This is a genomic window from Pelagicoccus mobilis (assembly GCF_016595505.1).
Lineage (GTDB): Bacteria > Verrucomicrobiota > Verrucomicrobiia > Opitutales > Opitutaceae > Pelagicoccus > Pelagicoccus mobilis.
On the sequence record NZ_JAENIL010000002.1, the window covers coordinates 1 to 26,528 of the forward strand.

Here is a 26,528-nt window from a genome sequence, read left to right on the forward strand (position 1 = left end):
AATGTTCGATCTCGAAGAAAACAGAAAGAAAGTACAAGCGGCCCTACTCGTCGGCATCCAAGACTCCCGCATGAGCTACGAGGACGCGGATCGTCTGCTGGATGAACTGGACGAGCTCACCGACAACCTCGACATCCCAACCGTCGATCGCGTCGTCGTTAAGCTCCGCAAGCCCCACCCTGCCTTCCTTCTAGGCACCGGCAAGGTCCAGGAGATCATCGCCCATGCCAAAGAGATTAAGGCCGACGTCATCATCTTCGACGACGAGCTAACGCCTGCCCAGCAGCGTAACTGGGAAGCGGAAGCCAAGATCGCGGTCATCGACCGCCAAGAGATCATCATCGATATTTTCTCCGAGCGCGCTCACACCCGTGAAGCCGCTCTCCAAGTCCAGCTCGCCCGCATGGAGTACTCACTCCCTCGCCTCCGCCGAGCCTGGACCCACTTGAGTCGCCAACGCGGTGGCGGCACCGGAGCTCGCGGACAAGGTGAAACCCAGCTCGAAGCCGACTCGCGCATGGTCCGCGAACGCATCGCAGTCGTAAAGAAGGAGCTCAAGGAAGTCATCCAGCACCGGCACGTCCAACGCGCCAAGCGTCTCCGCAAACCGGTCCCAACCGTAGCCATTGTTGGATACACAAACGCCGGTAAGTCATCCCTGCTCAATAAGATGACGGACTCCGACGTGCTCGCTGAAGACAAACTCTTCGCCACGCTAGACCCGACCACGCGACGCCTCGAACTAGACAACAGCCAACACGTCCTCGTCACCGACACCGTCGGTTTCGTCCGCCGCCTTCCTCACCGTCTCGTCGAAGCCTTCAAAGCCACGCTCGAAGAAGCAGTCGTAGCCGACCTTTTGATACATGTTATCGACGTCACCAATCCTGACGCCGAGAAGCACTTCGAAACGACCATGGAAGTGCTCAAGGAGATCGATGCCGCGAAAAACGAGACCCTCGTCGTTTTCAACAAGATCGACGCCCTTGAGGATCCGAGCGACAAGGAACGCTTCATGTTCACCCACAAGGACGCGTTCTACATCAGCGCCAACACCGGCGAAGGCCTCACCGAACTTAAGGCCGCCATCGCTCACCACCTGAACGCGAAGTACAAGTCGACCGAGCTCCTCATCCCACACGAGCGCTACGATGTCATTTCCAAACTTCACAGTTCTGGAGGCATCCGCCACCAGGAAACACAAGACGAGGGAGTTTACATCGAGGGCATTTTCCCGCCCGCGTTGTCTGGCGTCATCGATCCGTTCATTCAAAAAGATTGAGCCTTTTAGCCACTCAATCGTAACTTAGTTTCGTTCGACTCGCAAAATACACCCCGTATACCCACCCACGATGTCATCCGAAACAACTCGTCGCACCTTTCTTAAAAACACCGCTCTCGCCGCAGGCTTCCTTGGCCTCCAGTCATACATGACCGGATGCGGGAAAGGCTCCTCCATCGACTACGGTCCACTCCTGGAAGACCCCAACAAGCTCCTCAAACTCCCCAAAGGCTTCACCTACACCACGTTTTCAAAAACCGGCGAACGAATGGACGACGGCCTTTCCGTTCCCGGAGCTCACGATGGCATGGCTGCTTTTCCACTCGACGAAGAACGTGTCATCCTAGTTCGGAACCACGAGCTTGACCCCAAGCAGTTCAGAAAAGGACCGTTCGCTCACCAACAGGATCTCTCCCGAGAGTATTTGGACAAGCAATACGATACCGCCCGCGGCACCGGAGTTTGCGGCGGCGGAACCTCCACCCTCGTATTCAACACTAAGACACAAACCCTCGAACAGCACTCACTCAGCCTTACTGGCACACTGAGAAACTGCTCAGGCGGCCCAACCCCATGGGGCACTTGGGTAACCTGCGAAGAGACAGTCGACCGGGCAAACGAGCAACTGGACAAAGACCACGGCTACTGCTTCGAAGTCCCTGCTACCGCCAACATGGGGCTCGCCATCCCCGTTCCAATCAAAGGCATGGGACGCTTCAACCACGAAGCGATCGCCGTCGATCCAGAATCCGGCATCGTCTATCTAACCGAGGATCGCTGGGACGGCTTGCTCTACCGATATATTCCTAACGAACCGGGTAAGCTGCTCAATGGCGGAAAACTTCAAGCCCTGGCGATCAGCAGCCAACCGTCTCGAGACACCCGCAACTGGCCTGAAGAACAACTACCAGAATTCCCCCGCCAAAAAGCCGTATCCACGGAATGGATCGACCTCGAAGACATCGACGCCCCCAACGACGACCTGCGCTACCGCGGCTTTTCGAAAGGAGCAGCCCGCTTCGCACGTGGAGAAGGTATCGTCTACGGAAATGGCGGCATCTACTTCGCTTGCACCAACGGAGGGAAAAATCGTTTCGGCCAGATATTCAAGTACACTCCCAGTAAGTTCGAAGGCGCCGAAGAGGAAAAGAGGAATCCCGGCACCCTAGAGCTCTTCGTCGAATCCGACGACAGCCAGCTCATGAAAGCCTGCGATAACCTCACCGTCGCTCCATGGGGTGATATCGTAATCTGTGAGGACGACAACGAATCGAGCGCTATCGTAGGTGTCACGCCTCGAGGCGAGCTCTACCACATCGCTCACGTTTCCATAAAAAGCGAACTCGCCGGGGCTTGCTTCTCACCGGACGGCAGCACTTTATTCGTAAACATCCAAAACCTTCCTGGCCAGACCCTAGCAATAACGGGTCCGTGGAAGAAATAGCCTTTGCCCACCTTTATGTCCGACTCCAGCCCACTTTCATCTCACAGCCGCGAACGGAAGAGTTTCTACAAGCGCCCCCTCTTCGTAGGCTGTCTTGGGTTTCTCGTTCTTGTCGCTCTGTTAATTGGAGGCGGAATCTTCTGGCTCATCAACTCCGGCAAAACTGTAATCACAAACGAAATCCGTAAGGAAATCGTAGAGGAAATCGAAAACTCAGGTCTGCCAGAAGCCCAGCAAGCCGCCCTAAAAAGCGAGATAGACCGCATCACGGAAGGCTTTCAAGAAGGAGACATCACCTTCGAGGAGCTCATGCAAATCATCGAAAGCCTCGAGCAAAGCCCTGCCTTGAGCGTGATCAAATACTACGAAGCCGAAGGCAATCCGCTCGAACGCCCAAGCATTACCGACGCTCAACGCGAATCGGCCATGCTGACTATTCGCCGCTTCGTCTTTGGTGTATTTGAAAAAAGGATACCCGACACCGCCGTCGAAGACATCCTCGAACCCTTCATTCTCGATTCAAGCCGTGGAGACGGTATTGAAAATTTGGAGTTTCGCACAGATATAACCGACGAAGAGCTTTTCGCCGCGCTCGCAAAAGCCAAACAAATGGCCGACGACGCCGGCATCCGCCGCGAAAACCTCTCTCCAGACATCGCTCGAGAAGTCCGTGAGATCGTCGATCGCATCCTCGAGGGACGCGAATAGGTCACCGGGTTGCCAACCACTGGTCACGCGAAAGAGAAAGCGTGTCCTGAGCAACCCACTCTCCGTTTTTTTCGAAGCCCTCTTCGATACGCACCTTAAACCGGAAACCATTTCGCTCCAACACCTTCCGGCTGGCGAGATTCCATTCAGCGTGGCAGGCAGTCACAAGCTTGAGCTTCAACACCTCGAAACAAAACCTCAGAACACCGCCCAAAGCCTCGCTCGCATACCCAGCCCCTTGCCACTTCGGGTGTGTCCAAAAGCCTACACTCCATCCGGAACAGCGCTGCTCGACCACGATTCGCCCTAACGGATTATCCGAAGCCTGGTCGTGAAAGGTAAAGAGATAGCCATCCCCTCTACTCCACCGCTCGGCCACATTCCCCACGATGGCTTCCAGCTCCTCTTTGCTCGACGGCGTCCCCCAGACCATCCCGTCGTTAAAGCCCGGATACTGAGTCGCTTCCCACACAAAATCGATCTCATCCGCTTGAGCGATCGACAAAGTCAATCGCTCAGTTTCGATACAATAATCAAGCGGGATCCAATCCATCGACCTTTATCGAAGGCCCCTTCAGGCTCATCCAATAGCGAGGACTTAATGCCCCGAACAGCACTCTTTCTTGCAGCTCGGCTTGTGCCAGTGCCAGTTTTTCCAGTGCCCTAGGACAAATACCGAGCCACCAATAATCGTAGCGATATGATGCGCCTCAAAACCGTGAAAATGGTCATGCCCATGATCATGGCTGAGCATCGGGCGAATCACCGCGAAAATGAGCACGCCGACCGCAAAGAATCCCCAAACTCCGGCACGACGGTGGCGACGATACCCGTTGAAATAGGTTACGCCGGCGACCAGGAAGATGATCCCCATCATCGCCCACTCGAATCCGTGGTCGGCCATGAAATCGAGGCCAAGCATAGGAAGCACGCCCATCAAAAAAGGCACCGACAAGCAATGGATCCCGCAAAGAATAGATAGCCCGATTCCTAGGATATCCCATTTCTTGGTCTCACCTTCCTGCATAACCACTTCCATTTGTGCGCACTATAACCCTCCGAGCCTGCTTTAACGCAAGCCCATTGCATAAGTTAATGCGAAAACCTTGCGTTTACTCAGCCTTCTCAGAAGCCACGAGCAGCTCTGCTCGACGTTGATTGATCCACTTTTCAAGCCGGTCGAGAGCAGCAGGATATTTTGGATCTTCCTTCTTCATCCGATCCAGAATCCCAATCGCAGCCACCGCATAGTCGTTGGGGATCGCAGTCGGCAAAGTATCGAGCTCACGAGGATCCATCTCCCCGTCGCGAATCATCTTGCGAGCCTCTTCCTCGATTTCGTTACGGGTGCCACCCGCAGTGTCTGAGTAATTTGCGTTCTTCTTGGAAGGAGCAGACCCGCCGCCGCCGCCTCCAGCGCCCTCGCCAGAGCTTCCATCGTTTTTCTCACGCTCCTCGCCGCCGTGACGAGGCGTACGTTCGATGCCAGTCGGATAGCTCTTGCCATCCTTGCCGATCACCTTGTCCGGATTGTCCAAGCCCATGGACTTGCGAACACGGCGCACGAGCTCGATGGAAACCTTACAGATATCAGCCAAATAAGCGTTTGAGTGACCCGTCCACTCTTCCAAAGCGATCTCTACCGCATGACGCTTATCGGCATTCGTACGATAAAGCCCGTTCGTCGCATTCGCTCCTAGGGCGGCAATCAGAGCGTCCGTTCGCGATCCTTCGCAAACATTAGCTTCTATGTCCTTCTCTTCGATACGTTTAGCCGCCAAGAAGCGGTGAAAACCATCGGCGAGGTAGTACTTCGATCCGTCGAAAAAAAGCACGATCGGAGGGAATCTGTCCCCTTGCTTCATGTCCTCGGCATAGCCGGAGACCGCTTCGTCGTTAGTCGCCACACGCGTCTGCGTGCCTGCGTAGATGTCAATTTCTTCGAGTGAGATACGTTGCAAATTCATGTAGTGAAACAGCCGATACTTTGTTGGCGATTTTTGGGGATCGGTGAGACTTGCGGAGACGGAAATTGTGGCAATGAAATTCCGCCCCGAATCGTTTGCATGGAATAAGAAGGCTCTGTAAATGCTCTTTTCCCAACAGCATACAGCCCCAATCCATTATGAGAAAACGACTCGCACTAACCCTCGGCATCCTCCTTTTTCTACAATCAAGCATGCTCACCGACGCAAAAGAACAAAACCTCGAAACCATAACCTTCGGAGCCGGATGCTTCTGGTGCGTCGAAGCGGTCTACCAGCGACTCGACGGCGTAGTCGACGCCGTAAGCGGATACATGGGAGGCGATGTAGCGAATCCTAGCTACAAACAAGTCGTCACCGGGAGAACCGGCCACGCCGAGGTCGTGCAGCTGACATTCGACCCGAGTAAGACAGACGCAAAGACGCTTATAGATTTTTTCTGGGAAGCTCACGACCCCACGACTCTCAATCGCCAGGGAGCCGATGTCGGCACGCAGTACCGCTCCGCAATCTTCTACGAAAATGAAGAGCAGCGAAAAATCGCCGAAACGTCCCGCGACGAGGCGAACGCATCCGGCAAGTTCGCCGATCCAATCGTCACGGAAATAACCGCAGCGAGCACCTTCTACGTAGCCGAAGACTACCATCAAGAGTACTACGACCTCAACAAGAGCTACCCGTACTGCAGAGCAGTCATCACCCCGAAGCTCAAAAAGCTAGGGCTCGAATAGGTCCCGCCCAACCGAAGCTCACCTAATAGAATACTCCTAAGAGTGGAGTACGTATTTTCTCTTGCTCGGCGGCGGAGATCCGGCAGTTAATAAGGCGTCAAAATACCCATCGGCTCGCAATCCCCCAGCTTCCCGATAGGATGCTAACTAGACGACCGAATTTTCCGCCATACAGATGCTTCCACAACGCCTCACCCAAATCCAATCACACCGTTTTGGACCCAAGGTGGCGCTGTCTCTCGCAACAATCCTGATCAGTTTCCTAACTGCGTTCACCCTAGGACAGTCACCAGATGCTGAACGAACTGAACTCGGGTATCCCAACTTTCGGATACATACAACACAGGAAATCGGAACCACCCTCGGAAGCCGGTTCGTCACCATAGATACCAACGGCAGGATTCTCTACTCGAGCGAGGGAGAACTCTCCGCCTACGACGGCACCCAGTGGAACCGGATCAGTATCCCCGTCGAACGCTCCAACGAAGACCTAAACCATATTTCCCTCGGCCCCGACGGAGTGCTCTACGCTAGCGGCCTCGGCTATTGGGGAAAGCTAGTCGTCAACGACCAAGGCAAATACGTGGTCGAATTTTTCTCGGATGAAGAAACCCGCCGCAAGGCCTCCATCGAATACTTCGACCAAATCGCCTTCGCTCAAGGCTATGTCTTTTTCAAAGGCCTCAACTCCCTCGTCCGATGGCATCCGGAGCACGGAACGCGAACCTGGAACGAGCAAAACATAGACACGCTTTTTGAAATAGATGGGACAGTATTCATCACCAGCAAAAGCGGCCTTAGCCAAATCGAGGGAGACGAAATAGTCCCCTTCCCATCTGAACTGCCCTTCGACCTCGAACGAGGAAGAATAATGCAAACGACCCCGTGGTTCGACGATCGGATAGCCCTCTTCCATACCGACCACAGCCTTATCCTTTTCGACGGCCAAACATTCGAGGACCTGGACGATGACCTAGAATCGCTCGGAGAGAGTCTTTGGTCCAACGATATGGAGATTCTCGACGACGAGACCTTCGCTATCAGCCTCTTCGAGTTCGGACTCGTACTGATCAATCGGCAAGGCCAAATGATCATGCGTCTGGACCAGACATTGGACCACCGGTTTCTCGATACTGGAAAAATAGCCGTCGCTCCAGACAAGAGCCTGTGGGTGACTCTCTCCGACGGAGTAGCACAAATAACCCCTCCTTACCCGATCACCTACTTCGATCAAAGACACAAGGTTGCACTCCAGTACTTCGACCACGCTCGACTTGGCAAAGACCTAATGATCCGGTCCAGCAGCAACCTCCACCTCGCTCAATACTCGGAGTCTGGCAAATTCACGAAATTCCGCGATTTTGAACATCTAGCGCAGCAAACTGTGTACGAGATGATCGGGTACAACGGGCAACTCATCGTATCCACCGATCAAGGGGTCTATAGACTACGAGCAGGCAAGCCCCCTGAGTTTCTTTTGGATATTCCCTACATTTACCGCATTCATAAAATGCGCTTCGGACCCCAGAACCGTTTCGTACTATCCAACTCGCAATTCAACTACATCACTGAGCTAGAGAACGATCGCCTGACCATCGTTCAAAAAATCCCTTCTCTTGGATTGGCGAACAAGATTCTCGACGACAAACAAGGCAATATTTGGCTCGAGCGAGGCATATCAAACGTAGGCCGCATACACCCTACAAACGGAGCGTATTCATACCAAGAATACAGCGACAGAGACGGACTCACAACAGAACAGTGGATCCCGATCTGGCAGAACGGCAACGAAGTCCTTTTTTCCAGCCGCAAGGGACCACTGCGCTTTAACCAAGGGACAAATCGCTTCGATATCGCTACCGAAATCGCAGATATTATCCCGGGCAAAGTCAAGAAGCTCACTCGGCCAGCTTTCGCGCCAAATGGAGACTTCTGGGTGCTCGCCAACGAGAACCCCGTCGTCATGCGAAAACAGCCAGACGGCAGCTACCTCGAAGACAACTCAGTTCTTCAGCATCTAGGTCGGCTCCAGATCGACGATATCACTTTCGAGAACGACATAGCATGGCTCACCAGCAAGAAAACCCTAACCCGAATCGATAACGGCAACACACTGGAACGGGTCCCGTTTTCAAAACCTCAAATAAACGCGATCCACAGCCTTTCAGAAGACAAGATCCTATATCACTTCGCACGTACTGATCTGACGTTCCCAGAAACTCTCAACTCAGATCAAGACAGCCTGCAGATAGACCTAAGCACGCCCAACTACCTCGGAGCAGGAGGCATCAAATACCAGTACCGCCTATCCGGATACAATGAACAGTGGAGTGACTCCATAGCGAATGCCCACATCGTCCTAGATCGCATCCCATCCGGCAACTACACCTTCGAAGTAAAAGCCATATTCGCCGATAGCATCGAAAGCGAAGCGACCACCCTTCCAATAACGGTTATTCCACCAATCTATCGCACACTTCCCGCCTACGTTGCCTACTCTACGCTAGCTCTGGCCGCGATTTGGCTCCTCCTGAAGATTCGCCACCTAAAGCTACTTCGCCGCCAACGACAACTAGAGGACAAGGTCGTTCTTCAAACAAAAGCTCTCAGAGACAAAAACATACAACTGCACGGAGCCTTCCTCAGCGAACGCGAGCTCAAGAAAAAAGCGGAAAAAGCGAACCTGGTGAAAAGCGAGTTCCTCGCCATGGTGAGCCACGAAATCCGCACCCCGATGAATTGCATAATCGGCATGGCCGATAATCTGCTCGGAACCTCGCTCGAAAAGGAGCAGTTCGAGATGCTGCAATCCATACACTCCAGCGGCCAGTCCCTCGTGGCGATAATTTCGGACATCCTTGATTTCTCAAAAATCGAAGCCGGCAAGATCGTACTCGAACAAATTCCTTTCTCGCCTACCCAGACGGTAAAAGACGTATTCAACCTTTTCGTACGTTCCTGCGACGAAAAGAACATATCCCTTAAAACTGAGGTCGAAGAAGGCATACCCGAGGTTGCTATCGGAGATCCGGTCCGCCTAAAACAAGTCCTCATCAATCTTGTCGGCAACGCCCGAAAATTCACTCAGCACGGGCTCATCACCATCAGTCTTCGAGTCAAAGCCGAAAGCGAAAACCGTTCGAAACTCTTCTTCACAGTCAAGGACACCGGTGTCGGCATCGAACCTGAAAAGATGGACATCCTTTTCAAAGCCTTCAGCCAGATTGACTCGTCAAATACTCGCAAGTACGGAGGCACCGGCCTCGGCCTCGCCATTAGCAAACGCCTCGTAAATCTCATGGATGGCGACATCGGCGTATCCAGCCAACTAGGACAAGGCTCCACGTTCTCCTTCTCGATTCTCCTAAACCCAGCCACCCCAGAACAAGTCGAACAATACCGCACCTCGGTAATACAGCCTGTCTACAATGCCCCAATCGCGAACCTAACACCCAAACAAGAACTCCCGCGCCCCAGTTCTGTGTCCACAGGCGAAAAGGACGTACTCCTTGTAGAAGACAACCCCATCAACCAACAAGTTACCGCCATGATGCTTCGCCGCATCGGCTATAGCTGCGATATCGCCAACAATGGAGAGCACGCTCTAAAAATCGCGGCCAAAAAGTCCTACCAAGTCATTCTGATGGATATTCAGATGCCAGAGATGGACGGGATCCAATGCACCAAACGCATGCTCGATCAGCTAGGCGAGAAAACACCGCCGATCATCGCAGTGACAGCTAAATCATCCGACCTAGACAGAGAAGTCGCAACCGAGGCCGGCATGTGCGGCTTTTTGACTAAGCCACTCGAACGCCCCAAACTCAAAGAATCGATCGAGCAAGCCCTCTCCAACGGGACTAGCGTTTCTAAGTCGTAAATACCTAAAGGGCCGCCAGCAATAATCGCCGACGACCCCAGAATAAAGGCAAAGCGCAAAACGCTCCCTAAGCTACAGTATCCAATATCGAACCGATACGGTTCGTTCCACTCGTAGCGCCAGACCCGACCCCTAAAGTCTCTGGATCACCCATACCCGGAGCGTTTGCTACCGCCTTGGGTGCCTCCGCTGCCGTTTTCTGAGGTTGAGCAGATTCCTTCTTCATTAACGCATCAAACGTCGAGCTGATGAGTCGGATTATGGGAGGGAAATCCATACCTGTTCCTTTCGTTAGTTCTCATACGAGATCCGATTGCGATCCGGATCATTAGTTACATCCGCATTCTAGCATTTCCCTAGGATTAGAGTAAATAGAGTCAGGCGTTCGTTTCTCCCCCAAAGGGCACCTTAAGGCTCGCAGCAAGGCCTAGAGAATCTCCCCCAAATGCCCAAGTCCCCAGTCAATTCCCTGTAAACCATTCCCCACCTGAAATGCGCTTGAACCCTAACGCTCATTCTACGAAAACGGGGCTACTTTCCGTCTCAATACTTGGGACAAGCTAAATCTTTCCTCTATTCAACCATGAGCAAAAAAGTCCTTATCATCGGAGCCGGCGGAGTCGGCAGCGTCGTAACTCACAAGTGCGCCATGAATCGCGACGTATTTGGTGAAATCCTCCTCGCCAGCCGCCGCAAGAGTAGCTGCGACAAGATAGCCGCCCAGATAGAGAGCGAAGTCCACACCGCCCAAGTCGACGCAGACAATACCGCCGAGACAGTCGCCCTCATCAAAGACTTCCAACCCGATCTCGTCCTCAACGTCGCCCTGCCCTACCAGGATCTAGCAATCATGGATGCCTGTCTCGAGACAGGTACCGACTATTTGGATACTGCCAACTATGAGCCGCGCGACGAAGCGAAATTCGAGTACAGTTGGCAGTGGGCCTATCAGGAGCGATTTAAGGACGCAGGCATCATGGCCTTGCTCGGTTCCGGCTTCGACCCCGGCGTGACCAATGTCTTTACCGCTTATGCCAAGAAGCATCACTTCGACACTATCGACACCCTCGACATCATCGATTGTAACGCAGGCGACCACGGCAAACACTTCGCCACCAACTTCAACCCAGAGATCAACATACGCGAAGTCACCGCCAACGGACGCTTCTTCCAAGAGGGCGAGTGGAAAGAAACGCCTCCACTCTCCGAGCACCGCGTCTTCGATTTCCCAGAAGGAATCGGCGAGAAAGACATGTATCTCATGTACCACGAGGAAATGGAGTCCCTCACCAAACACTTCCCAGACATCAAGCGTATGCGTTTCTGGATGACGTTTGGTCAGCAGTACCTCACTCACCTTAAGGTTCTCGAGAATGTAGGCATGACCCGCATCGATCCCGTGATCTACAACGGGCAGGAAATCATCCCCCTTCAATTCCTCAAAGCCGTCCTTCCCGACCCCGGCTCGCTCGGCGAGTCAACCAAGGGCCGCACCTGCATCGGCATCGTCGCGGATGGTCACAAAGGAGGCGAAAACAAACACTACTACCTCTACAATATCTGCGATCACGAAAAGTGCTTTGAGGAGGTCAACTCGCAAGCTATCAGCTACACCACAGGCGTTCCGGCCATGATCGGCGCCAAGATGATGCTCACCGACACCTGGCGAGGAAAAGGCGTCTTCAACATGGAGCAATTCGACCCCGACCCCTTCATGGAGCAACTAAACGTCCAAGGCCTCCCCTGGACCGAACAATGGCTCGACGCTAAACCAACTCCGCTGGTTTAAAATCCTAATCTTAATCTTCCTCTTAATCCTAATCCTCCTCCTTATCCCATGCCCTTCTCCCACGAGAAGCTAATCGTCTACCAGAAATCGATCCATTTCGTTGGATGGACCAAGGAGCTCCTCGATTCTCTCCCTTCAGGATCCTATAATATTCGAAACCAATTCGAACGGGCATCTATGAGCATCCCGCTGAACATAGCCGAGGGAAACGGAAAATTTTCTGATAAAGACCGTTGCCGGTTCTTTCAGGTTGCTCACGGATCAGCCTTAGAGTGTGCGGCATGCTTGGATGTCTTGGTAGCTCAAAAGTACAAAGAAGCAGATCAGGTAAAGTCTGGGAAAGACCTTCTAACTGAGATTGTAAATTTGATCTATGGTCTCCTCAAACGCTTCGATTCATTCCTCGTATCAGAGGAACAAAACTCTTACGGATACGAGGAGGGAGATTACGAGGAGGATTAAGAGCAAGATTAGGATTTAACCACATGGACCACATTATCCACTACGATCCCGGACTTCCCGAGGACACTCCCTCGCCAGCCTACGTGGTCGACCTGAAGCGACTCCGCTCCAACCTTGAGGTCATCAAATCGGTCCAAGACCTGACAGGCTGCAAGATTCTAGCCGCTCTCAAAGGTTTCGCGATGCATAGCGTTTTTCCAATCATGAGAGACTACGTCGCTGGCGTGTGCGCGAGCGGACCTTGGGAAGCTCAACTTGGAGCGGAGGAGTTTGGCAAAGAGGTTCACTGCTTCGCACCCGCATTTACCGATGTCGACCTGCAAGAAGTTCTCTCCTGCGCCCACCACATTTCCTTCAACTCGCTCACCCAGTTCCGGAAGCACCTACCCGCAGTTAAGGCTCACGCTCGCTCTGTATCTTGCGGATTACGGGTCAATCCAGAGTACAGCGAGGTCGAAGTAGATATCTACAATCCCTGCGTAGCAGGTTCGCGACTCGGCATCCGCCGCTCCGCACTCGAGGGCCAAGATCTTAGTGAGGTAGAAGGCTTACACTTCCATACAATGTGTGAGCAAAATTCGGATACACTTGAACGAACACTCCCACACTTCGAGGAGAAGTTCGGAGACCTTCTTCCACAGATGAAATGGGTGAACTTCGGAGGTGGGCACCACATTACGAGCCCCACCTACGACGTCCCTCGCCTAGTCAAGCTTCTCAAAGACTTCAAATCCCGATACACGCATCTCGACGTCTACCTCGAACCGGGCGAAGCGATGGCTATCAACACAGGCGTGCTCGTAGCAACCGTGCTCGATACCATTGAAGAGGCTCCCCCCATAGCAGTCCTAGACTTGTCGGCAACGTGCCACATGCCCGATGTCTTAGAGATGCCCTACCGCCCTGAGATAGTGGACGCGGCCGAGCCCAACGTAAAGCCACACACCTACAGCCTTGGCGGCCTATCCTGCTTAGCCGGAGACATGATCGGGCACTACTCCTTCGACAAACCACTCGTCCCCGGCGACCGACTCCACTTCCTCGACATGGCTCACTACACGATGGTGAAGACCTCGACCTTCAACGGAATCAAGCACCCCGCGATCGCGACCTGGGATCCAGAAACCGAGAAACTCACCATCGTCAGAAATTTCGAATACAAAGACTACCGCGACCGACTCTCTTAAATCCAAAGACTCGACCTATGCCCTCCACGAACCCTTACGCCAATCCCCCCGCGTTCCACTCGGACGACATCCAACCCTCCAACAAGTACGACGCCGCTTTCCACATTATCCCAGTCCCCTGGGAAACCAGCGTCTCTTACGAAGGCGGAACCGCTAACGGCCCCAACGCCATCCTTCATGCCTCCGTCCAACTCGAACACTACCTCGACGGCTCCTTCCCAGGCGACGCCGGAATCTACACAGCCGAACCTGTAGATTGCGATGCGCCAGCCTCTACCGTTGTTGAAAACATCAAAGTAGCCACCCGCGGCGCTCTGAATCTAGGCAAGTGTCCGATCCTCCTCGGAGGCGAGCATGCCATGACCCTTGGTCCCATCCAAGCCTGCGAAGAACTCGATATCCCATTTGGAATCATTCAATTCGACGCCCATGCGGACCTACGCTACGCGTATCAAGGAAACTTATACAGTCACGCAAGCGTCATGGAACGCTGCACTGACCTCGGTGTGCCACTGCACCAAATCGGAGTCCGAGCACTCTGCAAAGAAGAAGTCGATTGCCGTGCTGAACGTGGAGTCACCCACCTGGACGCAGCCGAGCTCTATTGGAAAGGCTATCCTGAGCAACTCCTCCCAGAAGACTTTCCGGAGCACGTATTCATAACGTTCGACGTCGACGGACTCGACCCCTCTATCATGCCCTCAACAGGAACGCCTGTTCCCGGCGGGCTCAATTGGTATCAAGCTATCGATGGCCTGGAACGTGCTCTCAAAGGAAGAAAACTACTTGGTGCAGATTTCGTAGAGCTTGCCCCTCAACCCGGCCAGCACGCACCCGACTTCCTCGTAGCAAACCTAATCTACAAGTTCATGGAGATCGCCCAGCGTCTCGACTGCCTCAAGTCCTGAAAATTTTAATACAATGCCTGTCCCCGCAAAGATCAGATTCACAGCAAACATCAAAATCGTCTATGAAGAGTCCCGATCGATAACACCAGGCACAGCCACGAAGGAACACAACCAAGGTGAACTCAGCTGGTCTCTCAAAAAAGGATTCATCAATTGGGTTACTCCTCAACTTGAACAAAGCGAATTTTTCACCAGACACCGCTATCTAGAGGGCTCGATTTTAGAACTCCGCGAAAAGGCCCCGCTACGGATCAAACACAAGAGATGCGGCAGTTGTAGCGGTTCCGGAAAAGCGAAATGCCAAAAATGCGGCGGTAGCGGGTGGATCCACTGCTCCGGCTGTGGCGGAAAAGGAACAAGAACCTACAACAGCCCTACTGCGCGTACTCAAACCACCTACTCCGCAGCTCCAAACTGCCCGCTTTGCAATGGCAGCGGTTACGTCTCCAGAGCGTCCTCAGACGGAATGGGCGTGACCCAAGTACCCTGTCCTGGAAATCACGGTACCGTACAGAAAGCGTACACGACGACCCAATGGGGTTCCTCTACCAAAACTGGCAGTTGCAGCCAATGCGGAGGCAAGGGTAAGTCACGTTGTACTAGCTGTAGCAATGGTTTCGTCGGCTCCTGCAAAACCTGCCAAGGGCAGAAGAGAATCACAGAAACCTTCAACCTACAGCAAAAAGCGCAAATTCGGGTGCAGGTAACCGCTCCCAAATGGCTCAAACGCTACAAGAAACTCATCCTCCAGTCCGCCGTAAAAAACAAATCCCTAATTACAGGCTCAGCTAGAACAGGCAAGCACCCGAAATACAACGCCGTAGCCGAGGTCGATCTCGAACTCGAGCCGCATGGCTCACCAGTCGACCCATGGAGTATTCGTGATCGACGAAGCGGCACCGTCTGGACGAAGCCCCCATCGCTTTGGGAAAAAATAATCGGCTGGATTGGATTCCCCACCAAACCTCCCTTCTCCCAGACAAAGTAGCGCAGTTCGCCGCAATACTCGGCGTGATCAAACGTTACCTTTGCATGAAGCATTTCATCGCTCTATTCGCCCTCGCCCTCTCTCTCACAACTCTACACGCTCGCAAAGCTGAAGAGGTCACTCCAGTCCTTATTGGAAGCGACACACCCCAAGCTACGCTTTTTGACGAATCAGGAGCCGAACACTCCCTGCCTGCACTCCTTAAAGACAAGCATAGCATCATCGTATTCTACCGTGGCGGCTGGTGCCCCTATTGCAGTCTGCAAATGCAGGAGCTCGCTGAGCGGGAATCAGAATTCCTGGGACTCGGGTACCAGATCATCGGCATAAGCCCAGACGCTCCCGAAAAAATTGCCACTATTGAAAAGGACGGCGAACTCAACTACGCCGTGTATTCCGACAGTGGATACTCTGCAATGGAAGGATTCGGAATCGATTTCCACCCCAAGGGCAAGAAAGACAGAAAGCTACCGGTTCCCTCCGTATTTATTGTCACCCCAAACAACCAGATCGCATTCTCTTACGTCAACCCGAACTACCGGGAACGCATCCCCGGAGATCTCTTGGTCGCTGCTGCCAAATCACTCAAAAAGGATTAGCCCGCTCAGCTTAACGCTGCCCTGGCTTAATCGGAGTAACGCCCCGTACTTTCGGTATTTCTCCGGGAGCTAGGACGAAGTGGAGCTGCTTGATCTGATTGCCGTAATAGTTGAGCTGGTAATCGACATAGATATGCCACTCGCCTCCGTAATCTTCATGGCCGATTTCGAGTAGTTTCTTACCAGTGGGCCGTCTCTCAAAAAAGTAGCCGCGACATGCCTCCAAGTCACCGATGATCGAATCCGGACGGCTGTGAGTAAGGGCTTTCGCCTTTTTATCATCTTTGCTCTGCACTGCAGAGAGAAAGGTCGAAACGACGGAAGCCGCCTTATCCTCCCCTAGCAATACATCCGGCTCAGGACCGGGGCCACAGGCAGTCAGAAAAGCAAGCGCTACAAGACCGAGAAGGGGTAAACGTTTCATTGCGGCGAGGCTACAGGCAATCCGACGAAACAGGCAAGGCCCTAGAACATATCCACCGGGACAGTCGACAGAGCCTCAGCAAGGGTAGATATGCCGTCCTTGACCTTAAGCAGACTGTCCTGATGGAGTGTCTTCATGCCATTCTTGACAGCGGTACGCTTGATATCAGCCGTTTCGCGTCCCTTGTTGATATCTTCAATCAACTGCTCGCTGCTCGTCATGAGTTCATGGATACCGACACGTCCCTTGTATCCTGTATTGTTGCAGCGAGGACAGCCTTTCGGGTTGTGTTTGAAAATCGGCCCCGTCCAGCCAATACCATTCTCCAGAATCTCACGCTCGCGCCCCTCCGGCTCGTATTGAATACGGCAGGTCTTACAGACGCGTCGCATCAAACGCTGAGCGCAAACGCAAAGCAACGACGAGGATATCATAAACGGCTCGATCCCCATGTCGGTGAGACGAGCCACCGTGCCGGGAGCATCATTGGTATGGAGCGTACTGATCAACAAGTGACCTGTAAGAGCCGCTTCCACTGCGATGTTCGCCGTTTCCTGGTCACGAATTTCCCCCACCAAAATGATGTCCGGATCCTGACGCAAGAAGGCACGCAAAGCGCTCGCAAACGTCAGACCAATCTGGCGATTCATCTGCATCTGATTGATGCCGTTCAAGGTGTACTCGATCGGATCTTCCGCCGTTCTCACGACCAAGCCAGGATCGTTGATCTCATTCAGAGCCGAGTACAAGGTCATCGACTTACCCGAGCCTGTCGGACCGCAATGCAAAATCATGCCGTAAGGCTGAGTAATCACCTCACGGTACCTGTTGAGGTTCTCATCGGAAAATCCGAGAGCCGGCATCGGCAAAGTCGACTTCTGCTTGTCGAGAATACGCATCACCACCCCTTCGCCGTGATTAAGCGGGGCAGTTGAAACACGAAGGTCAATATCGACATTCTTCTTCGTGAACTGCTTGAAGACGATACGCCCGTCCTGCGGCAAACGACGCTCCGCAATGTCCAGGTTCGACATGATCTTAAGACGAGCGACAAGCGAGCCCGATACCTTTGGCGGCAACTTCAGCTTCTCCTGGCAAACCCCGTCAATACGGTAGCGAACGACGAGCTCTTTCTCCCGGGGTTCAATATGGATATCTGAAGTACCCGCAAAATAGGCGTCTTCGATAATGCGGTTGGCTAGCTGGATGATCGGAGCAGACTCTTCGTCATCGAGCCCCTCTTCGACCTCCTCCATCTCGCCTTCGTCGAACTCCATGCCGACCGCTTCGACCACATCTTCAAAATGGGTTTCCTCGACCTGCTGATCCTGCTTGAGGATCTCTTTGATATCGCTCTCCGGAGCCAGCAAGGCGACGACCGTCTTCTTACTGATTTCCGAAATTCGAGAAGTAACCGTCAGCTCAAAGGGATTGGCCAGAGCAACCGCGATGTAGCGTCCATACGTGCTGACCGGCACTACTTGGTTCTTTTCGCAAAACTCCTGGTCCAGCAGCTCCCAAGTCCCCTTGTTGATCGCTACGTTCTTAACGTTGATCGGCGACACCCCATAGGTCTTCGCCTTGGCGACATTCAATTGGTGGGAAGAAATCCGGTAATCGACGAGGAGAAGGTCGTCGAAAGCGTTACCATTCAACTCGTCCGGATGCGATTTGACCGAATCCGCCTGCTCCGCATCGAGATACTTGAGCTCGTGCAGGTGGTCAACGATGCCTGACTGTAAGCGACCGAGTGCCATCTATGACTTAGCTGGCAGCCATCGCCGCCTTGGCCTCCTCTGCTTCTAACGTTTCCAGGTAGTCCGAAATCGTCTCCAAGGGAGCCGCAAACCAGACGATATTGCCCGGAATCTTTTGCTCCCAATAAGTGCGAACGGCTGGACTCATGTAGTAAGCAGTCGCCAAGTAGCGCGTGTCTTCCACTAAGTCGAAAGGTACGGTCCAAGTGGCCCAGCACTCGGACTTCTCGCAGGTAGACGCCAGCTCTTCCGGCACCTCCATGTTACGAACATCAATAATGCCAAGCCCTTCCTCTTCAACGAGATGTTCCATCAAAGCCATTTCTTGCAGGCTTTGTTTCTCGTTGAGCAGAATCGAAAGCAGACTCAAGCGCAGCTCGCCGGAAGCATTCGAGAGAAGCTCCAGGAAGCGCTCGTTCGCGGCGTCGAGGTCCTCGATTGTAACGAGGCCACGCTCCACCAGACTCGCTCCGAGCAGGCGGTTGGCACGCATAATGAGTGGCTTTAGACTGGCCATTGATAGGTGGGAGAAACTGTTAACTAGTGATATCCGAGTCGTCGTTCGCGGATTCGCTATCAACTGCTTCGGATTCTTTTTCACTAGCTTTAGCTTCTGCCACCTTTTCCCAGAGAACTTCCTTGTATTCTTCTAGCCCTTCCTCGGTCAAACAGGAGATTGGCTGCACTGTCACGTCGTGACGCTTACGGAACTCCTTGAGGTTCTCCTCCGCGATCTCTTCGTCCATCTTGTTGGCGAGAACCACCCGCGGCTTGTCTAGAAGAGACGCGTCGTATGCCCCTAACTCATTGATCAACTGGGAGTAATCATCCCAAGGGGCACGCCCGTCGATACCGGACATATCAATGATAAACGAAAGAACGAAACAACGCTCGATATGACGCAGAAAACGATGCCCCAAACCACGATTTTCACTTGCGCCTTCGATAATCCCCGGAATATCAGCCATTTGCAGGCGTTCGTAGCGACTCGGGTACTCGATCACCCCAATACCGGGATGCAGAGTCGTAAACGGGTACGGAGCCATTTTCGGGCGAGCGTTGGTGATCATGTTCGTCAAAGTCGACTTACCCGCGTTCGGGTACCCCACCAAGCCGACATCCGCGATACTCTTCAGAATTAGCTTAAACTCGCCTGTTTCACCGGGGTCACCGGGATTGGCACGACGAGGAGCTCTATTGATGGAGCTCTTGAACTTGGCGTTGCCCCAACCTCCATTGCCACCCTTTAGAATTCGAACCCGTTGCCCGACTTCCATTATTTCCGCAACAATCTGATCGGTAGCCAAGTCAGTCACGATCGTCCCCAAGGGAACCAAAAGAACAGCGTCCTTACCGCTACGACCGATCCGATCTGAGCCCATGCCGCCCTGCCCTTTCTCCGCCTTCCAATGCTGCTGGAAACGGAACTTGATCAGGTTGTTCTCGTTGTTCGTGCCCTCGAGAATCACGTCGCCACCTTTGCCGCCGTCCCCTCCGTTGGGGCCGCCAAAGGCCTCGTACTTCTCCCGACGGAAGCTGATACAGCCATTCCCGCCGTCACCCGCTTGGGCAATGATTCTAGTTTCATCTACGAACATGCAGCGAAACCCATAGAACTAGTTTCGCAGAATGCAACCCCGCCGTGCAGACTCTGATCAGAGCCTAAACAGCTCGATTAGCCCAGCGCCATCACCGCTGTCCGTCCCCTCGACAACAAGCAGATACCGCCCCGGTTCTAGCCAAACCCGCAGGGCCGCGTCCGAGGACAACAAATCCAACTCAGGCAGGCCAAGCTCCTCGAAACTCTGCACCAAGCCCAGAAACGCTCCCTGCGAAGACTCATTAATCCCAGTGAACAGCATCCCCTCCGCCCAATCATCGTTCGAAGAAAGCTCAGCGATACCAGTCTCTGAAAATCCATACAGCTTGATCGCCGGATCAATCCCCTCTTCCAGGTTGAACGAAGGGACGATCCCCCTCAAAAGCACTTCAAGCGGCTCTGCTCCAGTCACCGAGAAAGCAACCGCAGAAACCGTCGCCTCCGAAACAGGAGCTTGAATGCGGACCGCATCAATCTCAGCCACAGCTAGATCCACCTCAAACGTTTCGATTGTTTCGCCAATCGCTTCCGCAATATCCTGATCCGCGGCTGCAATGACCTGATAAGCCTTACCATCAGCAGCGAGCAGAACCAAGGGGCCACCTCCTTCAAACTCAGATCCGACGCCAGCAAAACCGCCACCGACCAAATTCCCGCTCGCCTCTTGGCCCGGCGAAACAAACTCAGAATAGAGTCCGCTCAGACCGCTTCCGGCAGGTTGCCCACCCGCTAGACCAGCCATCAAGACGCCTTCCGAGACCACTCCCTTCGTCTTCATAAAAAAGCGTTCAACTCCCCAATCACCGGCAACCGAGTCTCCTTCGAGCGATACCTCCAGCGACACTTCAAGTCCGCGAGCGGACGTGACACTAAGGCGACCTTCTTCATCATCTATCGCACCCCAAGCTATATCGGCAAACGGACCGGTTCGCAGCAAATAGGCACGACCGTCATTCAAAATCTCCAAATCGATCGCATCGCCCCCGCGGCCCAAAACGCCGCCTAAATACTGTCCCGCGAACAAGGTCTCAGAACTAGGGCTCGTTTGGAACTGTCCGCTAAACTCGATCCCGTACCCCGGCACGACTCCTACCAAGCCCGAGAGAGCCGTACCAGATATCCGCCCAACCGATCCCTCTAGCGATCGGAATGAACCTGAATCGTCGATCGTAACCGCTTCTCGAATACGATAGTATCCCGTATCCGGATCAAAGATACTTACAAACCCTGTCTCCAACCCTTCTTCAACCTCGAGCCAAACAATCCCTCCAGATTCCGTAGTCCCATGATAACGTCCGGAAGTGACTTCTCCATCCGAGACATCGACTTGCTTAACGAATACGCGAGTCGCTACTCCGTCAGAAACCTGCGCCACCAAGTCGAAGCGACCCGCTTCGTTGAACTTGATGCGCCCCTCCGATCCATTTTCCGATACGATCTCATAATCGCTATCCCCCGCCACATGCCAGCGAGCAGTCACGGGCAATCCTAGATCGCTATTGTCGACACTCGTGAAATCCGATACCGCCCCAAGCCCCACGATATGCGGGCCCAGAAGCTCAACTGAATCCCATTTATCCTGCACTAAAGAGGCGCCCAAATCGCTGATCTCGATGGGACTCAACTCGCGATCGTAGATACGAATGTCAGCCATCAAGCCGTCAAAAGCGCGTGCCCCTTCCCCGTTGTTTCCAAGATAGGACAATGCCGCACTTTGATTGATAGTTCCCTTCGGCTCTTGCTGCATTCGAGCAATAAGTCTCTCCCCATTGATAAACAGCTTAGGCGTATTCAACACACTCTTACTGTCATAAGTCGCGGCGACAAAATACCACTGGCCATCTCGGATCGATGTTGGCGGAGCATTCCAAACACCGAACTCAGTGAAGTCCGAATAGAATTTCAACGTTTCCCTATTTCCATCAGGCACATTCGGTCCCGACCCAGATGAAATATAGAGGTAGTAGAAGGGCATGTTCACAATTCGCGGGTGCGGACTCGCGGTCATACGATCGGAACGGATCAACGCGGTGATCGTGACGAGCTCGCTGAATTGACCATTGAAGCTCACATTCTCGGATACGGAGTCGAAACGCATGCTTCTACCGAACTCACTGTTCTCACGAGTCGCGCCAACCACCGTACCATCGGACTGGCCCGCTAGGTCCTCGACAACAGCACCCGAACCGTCGAACGAGAAATGATGAATCAAGCCATCGCTAACTGGACTCTTATCCCCCACAACAATCGTCTTCTCGATCGACTTCGAAACGCCAAGCAGCGAAGAGACGAAACGGACCTTGGCTTGGCCAAAGCCAGTCGGCACAAAGCGAAAGACACGATTGCCAAGTGGCTCGATCCTGCCAACTCCCGGGCCAAAAACAACGCTAGCTGTCACACGAGCGTCATCGTGAGCCGCAACCTGAAACTCCGCATCCCCCTCCAAATCGTCAAACAACACAACAAAATCGGAGACGTTACTCACGCTGATCTCGTGCCCGCTCATTTCCGGCTTCAAAGCCGCTAGCAGATTCAGTCGACGACCAGACACCGTGCTCATTAGTTGAGACGGGACAGGATCTCCCGTATCAAGCAAACGCGACTTTATCTGGCTCGCCGTAAGGTCGGGTTCAGCTTGAGCAAGAAGCCCTACCGCGCCTGCAACCATCGGAGAAGCCATCGAGGTCCCAGACAGAAAGGCGTACGAATTATCCGGATACGGAGCGTATATCTCACTTCCCGGAGCGGACAGGTCAACACTGGTCGTTCCGTAGTTCGAGGAGCCATTCAAAGAATCATCCTGTCGCGAGTTCGCCACGGAAATGATGTTATCCAGCGTATAACCTGCAGGAAATCCACGAGCATCAAGAGCGATGTCCATATTTCGTCCGTCATTACCTGCAGCCGCGACAAACAAGATCCCCAATTCTTCGTGCAGCGAAATCTCGTTCCTCGTCGAAGTGTTCGCCCCGCCCGAACCATAAGAATTATTTGTAGCAACAATGTTGATACCCGCGTTCTTAAGACGGCGCACATACGCAAGAGCATCATTAATCGACGAAGTCCTCAATCCCTCCGCATCTCCGACTTTGAGAGGCAAAAGCTTCACTCCCCAGTTTACGCCAACCGCGCCACTACCATTGTTCCCCTTCGCACCAGCGATCCCTCCTACGTGCGTTCCGTGCCCATCATCATCGTTCGGCTCGGAGTCGTCGTTATAAAAATCCCAACCACTCACGTCATCCACCAATCCGTTGCCGTCATTATCCTGAGCGTTGATGGTGCTATCGTTCGGGTTAATGAAGAGATTATCGACGATATCGAAATGATTCCTCTGCATCCCAGTATCGATGATAGCAATCACGACATCGGTATCCGAGCTCCCCTTCTCGAATGTCCACGCATCCCGAGCTCTAATAGTATCCAACCCCCACATACGTGAACCATCCCAATCATTAGGAGTCGAGCTGGGATAACTCAAGGTATCAAACTCCACGAGAGCCCCAGGGAATTGGTCCTGAAAAGCGTCGACCATAGTTTCAAGTTTACCCAACTTAGGATCGCTGAACCCCAAGCAAACATAGTCTGCGACCCGTGACCGTCGCTCAACAAACAAACCGAATTCAGAAACAAACGCGTCCAAAGCCGATGCCGGAACCAACTCCTCTCGAGCATCGATCAGGAAAACGTTCCCCATGTGAGCCACCGAACCAAAGTGGCTGAAATCACCGCTCGGTTCTCGCACAAGTTTCTCCTCCCACAGAACCCATGGAATACTCTCCGAGCCCGTTTCTAGCAAATGTTGCAAACGAAACCGTCCCCCTCCGAGGGACTTCAAGCGAGACTCCGCGATCTCGCCATTCGGATACCGCTCGGTCCACCCATTCAATTCTAGGGCTGGAATAGTCGACGCCTCTTCGAAAGTCACAGAAACAACGATTGAATCGAGAGCCAACGTTTCTTCAAAGAGCATCTCCTCAACCTGCGCCCCGTGAGCCAACCTTGTTTTTTCGCCCCCCTCAACCTTCTCACGGTCGTCGATCGCCCACCAGAAACCCACTCCGACTAGGAGGAGTATGAGTCCGATCTTCGCGATACCTGCTGTCTTCATCGTTGATTCTACCTCGTCACCCCTTGGATGCTCCGAGCCATTTACCGTCGACTCACATCCACTCCTATGACTACGAAGCAAGGTGCCCGCGTGTATTCAAAAAAAAGACCGTAGCCCCAGAGGAGTCTACGATCTTTCGTTTAAATTGAAGTAAATGAAGCTGAACTACTTCTCTGATTCAGATGGGACTTCTTCAGTCTCGCTATCAGCTGCTTTGGTGAACTTCAGCTCCTTGCCGTCGCGAATGACGAGGATATTGTCCCCTTCCTCCACTTGACCGCCCAGAAGGGCTTCCGCGAGAGGATCTTCAAGGAAACGCTCAATAGAACGACGAAGCGGACGCGCACCGTACTTTTCGTCATAGCCTTCGTCGATGAGCAGTTCCTTCGCATCCTCGTCGAGGGTGATCTTGATTTCCTTTTCAACCAGACGCTTTTGCAGCTTGGCGATTTCGAGATCCACGATCTTGACGAGATCCTTGCGAGCAAGGCTGTGGAAAACGATCAGGTCGTTGATACGGTTGAGGAACTCAGGTTTAAACGCCTTCTTCGCCTCGTCCATAACCTTCGATTTGATCCCTTCGAAATCATCCGACATGGAAGTCGCCGCGCCGAAACCCATAGTAGTCTGCTTTTGGATCACGCTCGCTCCCACATTAGTGGTCATGATGATGATCGTATTGCGGAAATCGATGATTCGGCCAAGACTATCAGTCAGGTGGCCTTCTTCGAAGATCTGTAGCATGATCTGCACAACATCCGGGTGAGCCTTCTCAATTTCGTCGAAAAGCACCAACGAGTACGGCTTACGACGAACCTGCTCGGAAAGCTGACCACCTTCCTCGTGCCCCACGTAACCAGGAGGAGATCCGATCATGCGGGAGACCGAGAATTTCTCCATGTATTCCGACATGTCGACCTGGATGATCGCATCGCGATCGCCAAACATTTTCTCGGCAAGCGTGCGAGCGAGGAAAGTCTTACCAACGCCAGTCGGGCCGAGGAACATGAACGAACCGATCGGACGATTTGGATCCTTAAGGTCAGCCCGGCTGCGGCGCAAGGCCTTGGAGATTGCCACACACGCTTCGTCCTGGCCGATAACGATTTCCTGAAGCTCCTTCTCGAGCTGCAGGAGACGCTCGGTTTCCTTCTTTTCGAGACGTTGCAGAGGAACGCCAGTCCAATCCGAGACAACCTTCAACATGTCGTCCTCGTCGATGGTAATGCGATTCTCCTCACGGCTAGTCTTCCAAGCCTCAAGCACGTCCTCCTGCTGCTTGCGGAGACGCTTCTCTTCGTCGCGGAACTTCGCCGCTTCTTCAAAGTGTTGCTTGCTGATAGCGTCTTCCTTCTTGCCACAAACCTCATCGATGTCCTTGGCAAGGGTTTCGATTTCAGGAGGACGATTCAAAGATTGGATACGCGCTCGAGCTCCGGCTTCGTCCATCACGTCGATCGCCTTGTCCGGCAAGAAACGTGAAGTGATGTAGCGCTCAGAAAGCTTAGCAGCAGCTACAAGTGATTCATCTGTGAATACAGCCTTGTGGTGCTCCTCGTACTTGCCGCGGATACCCTTCAAGATAAGAACAGTGTCCTCGATACTTGGAGCTTCCACCTTCACGCTCTGGAAACGACGGTCGAGTGCGCTGTCCTTCTCGATGAACTTGCGGTACTCGTTAAGCGTTGTCGCGCCGATACACTGCAACTCGCCACGAGAGAGCGCTGGTTTAAAGATATTCGACGCATCCATCGCACCTTCTGCGGCACCTGCGCCTACGATGGTATGGAGCTCGTCGATGAAGATGATCACGTTTCCGGCACGTTTGATCTCGTCCATCACCGCTTTGATGCGTTCCTCGAACTGACCACGATACTTCGTTCCAGCCACCATCAGAGCGAGATCGAGCGTGACCACGCGCTTATCGACGAGAATCTCAGGAACGACACCGCTGGCGATCTCGAGAGCGAGCCCTTCAACAATCGCCGTCTTACCCACACCCGCTTCTCCGATGAGAACCGGATTGTTCTTGGTTCGGCGACACAGGATTTGGATAACGCGGCGAATCTCGTTCTTACGGCCAATGACCGGGTCGAGTTCTCCCTTGCGAGCGAGTTCAGTGAGGTCGCGACCAAAAGCCTTCAAAGCAGGAGTCTTCGCCTCCTTCTTCTCTTCCGGACTTTGACTGCGGCCCGGAGAAACAGCCTCTTCCGTTTCTCCAGAAAATTGGGGATCGAGCTCGCGAAGAATCTCGTTGCGAGTGCGTTCGATATCGACGTCGAGAGACTTGAGTACTCGAGCTGCGACGCCTTCACCCTCCCGAAGGAGTCCCAAAAGGATGTGCTCGGTGCCGACATAGCTGTGATTGAGCGCCTTCGCTTCCTTTCCAGCGAGAGCGAGCACCTTCTTGACGCGCGGCGTGTAGGGGATGCTTCCTGCGGCCTTGCCTTCCGGTCCAGAACCAACCTGCTTTTCAACGGCACTGCGTACAGTCTCAAGATCGAGACCCATCTTTTGCAGCACACTCACCGCCACGCCTTGCCCAAGTTTGATTAAGCCGAGCAAAATGTGCTCGGTGCCGACGTAATTGTGGTGAAAGCGGTCTGCCTCCTTGCGCGCCAAAGCAAGAACTTGCTGAGCGCGAGGAGTGAAATTGTTCATTGGTTCCATAAA

Annotated in this window: 21 protein-coding genes; 11 read left to right on the top strand and 10 right to left on the bottom strand. The window is 53.3% G+C overall.

Features of this window, described 5'->3' with window-relative positions:
* Window position 1: 1 nt before the first annotated feature.
* The 3 genes from hflX to JIN87_RS00810 all read left to right on the top strand — a co-directional run bounded on the left by hflX (window position 2) and on the right by JIN87_RS00810 (window position 3,434).
* Window positions 2–1,282 (top strand): GTPase HflX, encoded by a 1,281-nt coding sequence (gene hflX, locus JIN87_RS00800; protein WP_200353598.1) that lies wholly within the window; start codon window positions 2–4, stop codon window positions 1,280–1,282.
* Window positions 1,283–1,352: 70 nt separating this feature from the next.
* The gene (locus JIN87_RS00805) at window positions 1,353–2,726 is read left to right on the top strand and encodes an alkaline phosphatase PhoX (protein WP_200353599.1); all 1,374 of its coding nucleotides are present in this window, start codon (window positions 1,353–1,355) and stop codon (window positions 2,724–2,726) included.
* Window positions 2,727–2,741: 15 nt separating this feature from the next.
* Window positions 2,742–3,434, top strand: coding sequence for a hypothetical protein (locus JIN87_RS00810; protein ID WP_200353600.1), 693 nt, complete (start codon window positions 2,742–2,744; stop codon window positions 3,432–3,434).
* 1 nt (window position 3,435) lies between these two features.
* On the opposite strand, the gene JIN87_RS00815 is transcribed toward JIN87_RS00810, so the two are convergent.
* The 3 genes from JIN87_RS00815 to JIN87_RS00825 all read right to left on the bottom strand — a co-directional run bounded on the left by JIN87_RS00815 (window position 3,436) and on the right by JIN87_RS00825 (window position 5,401).
* Entirely contained in the window at window positions 3,436–3,987 is a 552-nt protein-coding gene (locus JIN87_RS00815; protein ID WP_200353601.1) for a GNAT family N-acetyltransferase, read from the bottom strand.
* A gap of 45 nt (window positions 3,988–4,032) precedes the next feature.
* Window positions 4,033–4,473 carry a MerC domain-containing protein gene (locus tag JIN87_RS00820; RefSeq protein ID WP_200353602.1) on the bottom strand — a complete coding sequence of 147 codons (441 nt, stop codon included), beginning with the start codon at window positions 4,471–4,473 and terminating at the stop codon, window positions 4,033–4,035.
* A 73-nt stretch (window positions 4,474–4,546) separates the two neighbouring features.
* The gene (locus tag JIN87_RS00825; protein WP_200353603.1) at window positions 4,547–5,401 is read right to left on the bottom strand and encodes a ParB/RepB/Spo0J family partition protein; all 855 of its coding nucleotides are present in this window, start codon (window positions 5,399–5,401) and stop codon (window positions 4,547–4,549) included.
* 158 nt (window positions 5,402–5,559) lie between these two features.
* Here JIN87_RS00825 and msrA point away from each other — a divergent pair, with 158 nt between their 5' ends.
* Both msrA and JIN87_RS00835 read left to right on the top strand, forming a co-directional pair.
* A complete protein-coding gene (gene msrA / locus JIN87_RS00830) occupies window positions 5,560–6,150 on the top strand; it encodes a peptide-methionine (S)-S-oxide reductase MsrA (RefSeq protein ID WP_200353604.1) in 591 nt (196 codons plus the stop codon).
* A gap of 175 nt (window positions 6,151–6,325) precedes the next feature.
* A complete protein-coding gene (locus JIN87_RS00835; protein ID WP_200353605.1) occupies window positions 6,326–10,030 on the top strand; it encodes a hybrid sensor histidine kinase/response regulator in 3,705 nt (1,234 codons plus the stop codon).
* Window positions 10,031–10,097: 67 nt separating this feature from the next.
* Here JIN87_RS00835 and JIN87_RS00840 read toward each other — a convergent pair whose 3' ends face one another.
* Window positions 10,098–10,307 (bottom strand): hypothetical protein, encoded by a 210-nt coding sequence (locus JIN87_RS00840; protein WP_200353606.1) that lies wholly within the window; start codon window positions 10,305–10,307, stop codon window positions 10,098–10,100.
* Window positions 10,308–10,613: 306 nt separating this feature from the next.
* Here JIN87_RS00840 and JIN87_RS00845 point away from each other — a divergent pair, with 306 nt between their 5' ends.
* The 6 genes from JIN87_RS00845 to JIN87_RS00870 are packed head-to-tail and all read left to right on the top strand — an operon-like array spanning window position 10,614 to window position 15,963.
* Entirely contained in the window at window positions 10,614–11,819 is a 1,206-nt protein-coding gene (locus JIN87_RS00845; protein WP_200353607.1) for a saccharopine dehydrogenase family protein, read from the top strand.
* A 48-nt stretch (window positions 11,820–11,867) separates the two neighbouring features.
* Complete coding sequence (locus tag JIN87_RS00850; RefSeq protein WP_200353608.1) at window positions 11,868–12,281, top strand: four helix bundle protein; 414 nt, start codon at window positions 11,868–11,870, stop codon at window positions 12,279–12,281.
* 23 nt (window positions 12,282–12,304) lie between these two features.
* Window positions 12,305–13,468, top strand: coding sequence for a carboxynorspermidine decarboxylase (gene nspC, locus JIN87_RS00855; RefSeq protein ID WP_200353609.1), 1,164 nt, complete (start codon window positions 12,305–12,307; stop codon window positions 13,466–13,468).
* A 17-nt stretch (window positions 13,469–13,485) separates the two neighbouring features.
* Window positions 13,486–14,376, top strand: coding sequence for an agmatinase (gene speB, locus JIN87_RS00860; RefSeq protein ID WP_200353610.1), 891 nt, complete (start codon window positions 13,486–13,488; stop codon window positions 14,374–14,376).
* Window positions 14,377–14,389: 13 nt separating this feature from the next.
* Entirely contained in the window at window positions 14,390–15,364 is a 975-nt protein-coding gene (locus JIN87_RS00865) for a thioredoxin domain-containing protein (RefSeq protein ID WP_200353611.1), read from the top strand.
* 44 nt (window positions 15,365–15,408) lie between these two features.
* Complete coding sequence (locus JIN87_RS00870) at window positions 15,409–15,963, top strand: peroxiredoxin-like family protein (RefSeq protein WP_200353612.1); 555 nt, start codon at window positions 15,409–15,411, stop codon at window positions 15,961–15,963.
* Window positions 15,964–15,973: 10 nt separating this feature from the next.
* Here JIN87_RS00870 and JIN87_RS00875 read toward each other — a convergent pair whose 3' ends face one another.
* The 6 genes from JIN87_RS00875 to JIN87_RS00900 form a co-directional block, all read right to left on the bottom strand.
* Complete coding sequence (locus tag JIN87_RS00875; protein ID WP_200353613.1) at window positions 15,974–16,387, bottom strand: hypothetical protein; 414 nt, start codon at window positions 16,385–16,387, stop codon at window positions 15,974–15,976.
* 41 nt (window positions 16,388–16,428) lie between these two features.
* The gene (locus JIN87_RS00880; RefSeq protein WP_200353614.1) at window positions 16,429–18,144 is read right to left on the bottom strand and encodes a GspE/PulE family protein; all 1,716 of its coding nucleotides are present in this window, start codon (window positions 18,142–18,144) and stop codon (window positions 16,429–16,431) included.
* Between the two features lie 7 nt (window positions 18,145–18,151).
* The gene (locus JIN87_RS00885) at window positions 18,152–18,661 is read right to left on the bottom strand and encodes a hypothetical protein (protein WP_200353615.1); all 510 of its coding nucleotides are present in this window, start codon (window positions 18,659–18,661) and stop codon (window positions 18,152–18,154) included.
* Window positions 18,662–18,680: 19 nt separating this feature from the next.
* The gene (gene obgE, locus JIN87_RS00890) at window positions 18,681–19,742 is read right to left on the bottom strand and encodes a GTPase ObgE (RefSeq protein ID WP_200353616.1); all 1,062 of its coding nucleotides are present in this window, start codon (window positions 19,740–19,742) and stop codon (window positions 18,681–18,683) included.
* A gap of 57 nt (window positions 19,743–19,799) precedes the next feature.
* Window positions 19,800–23,855, bottom strand: coding sequence for a S8 family serine peptidase (locus JIN87_RS00895; protein ID WP_200353617.1), 4,056 nt, complete (start codon window positions 23,853–23,855; stop codon window positions 19,800–19,802).
* A 165-nt stretch (window positions 23,856–24,020) separates the two neighbouring features.
* Window positions 24,021–26,525, bottom strand: a complete 2,505-nt coding sequence (locus JIN87_RS00900; protein ID WP_200353618.1) for an AAA family ATPase — start codon at window positions 26,523–26,525, stop codon at window positions 24,021–24,023.
* Window positions 26,526–26,528: the final 3 nt, after the last annotated feature.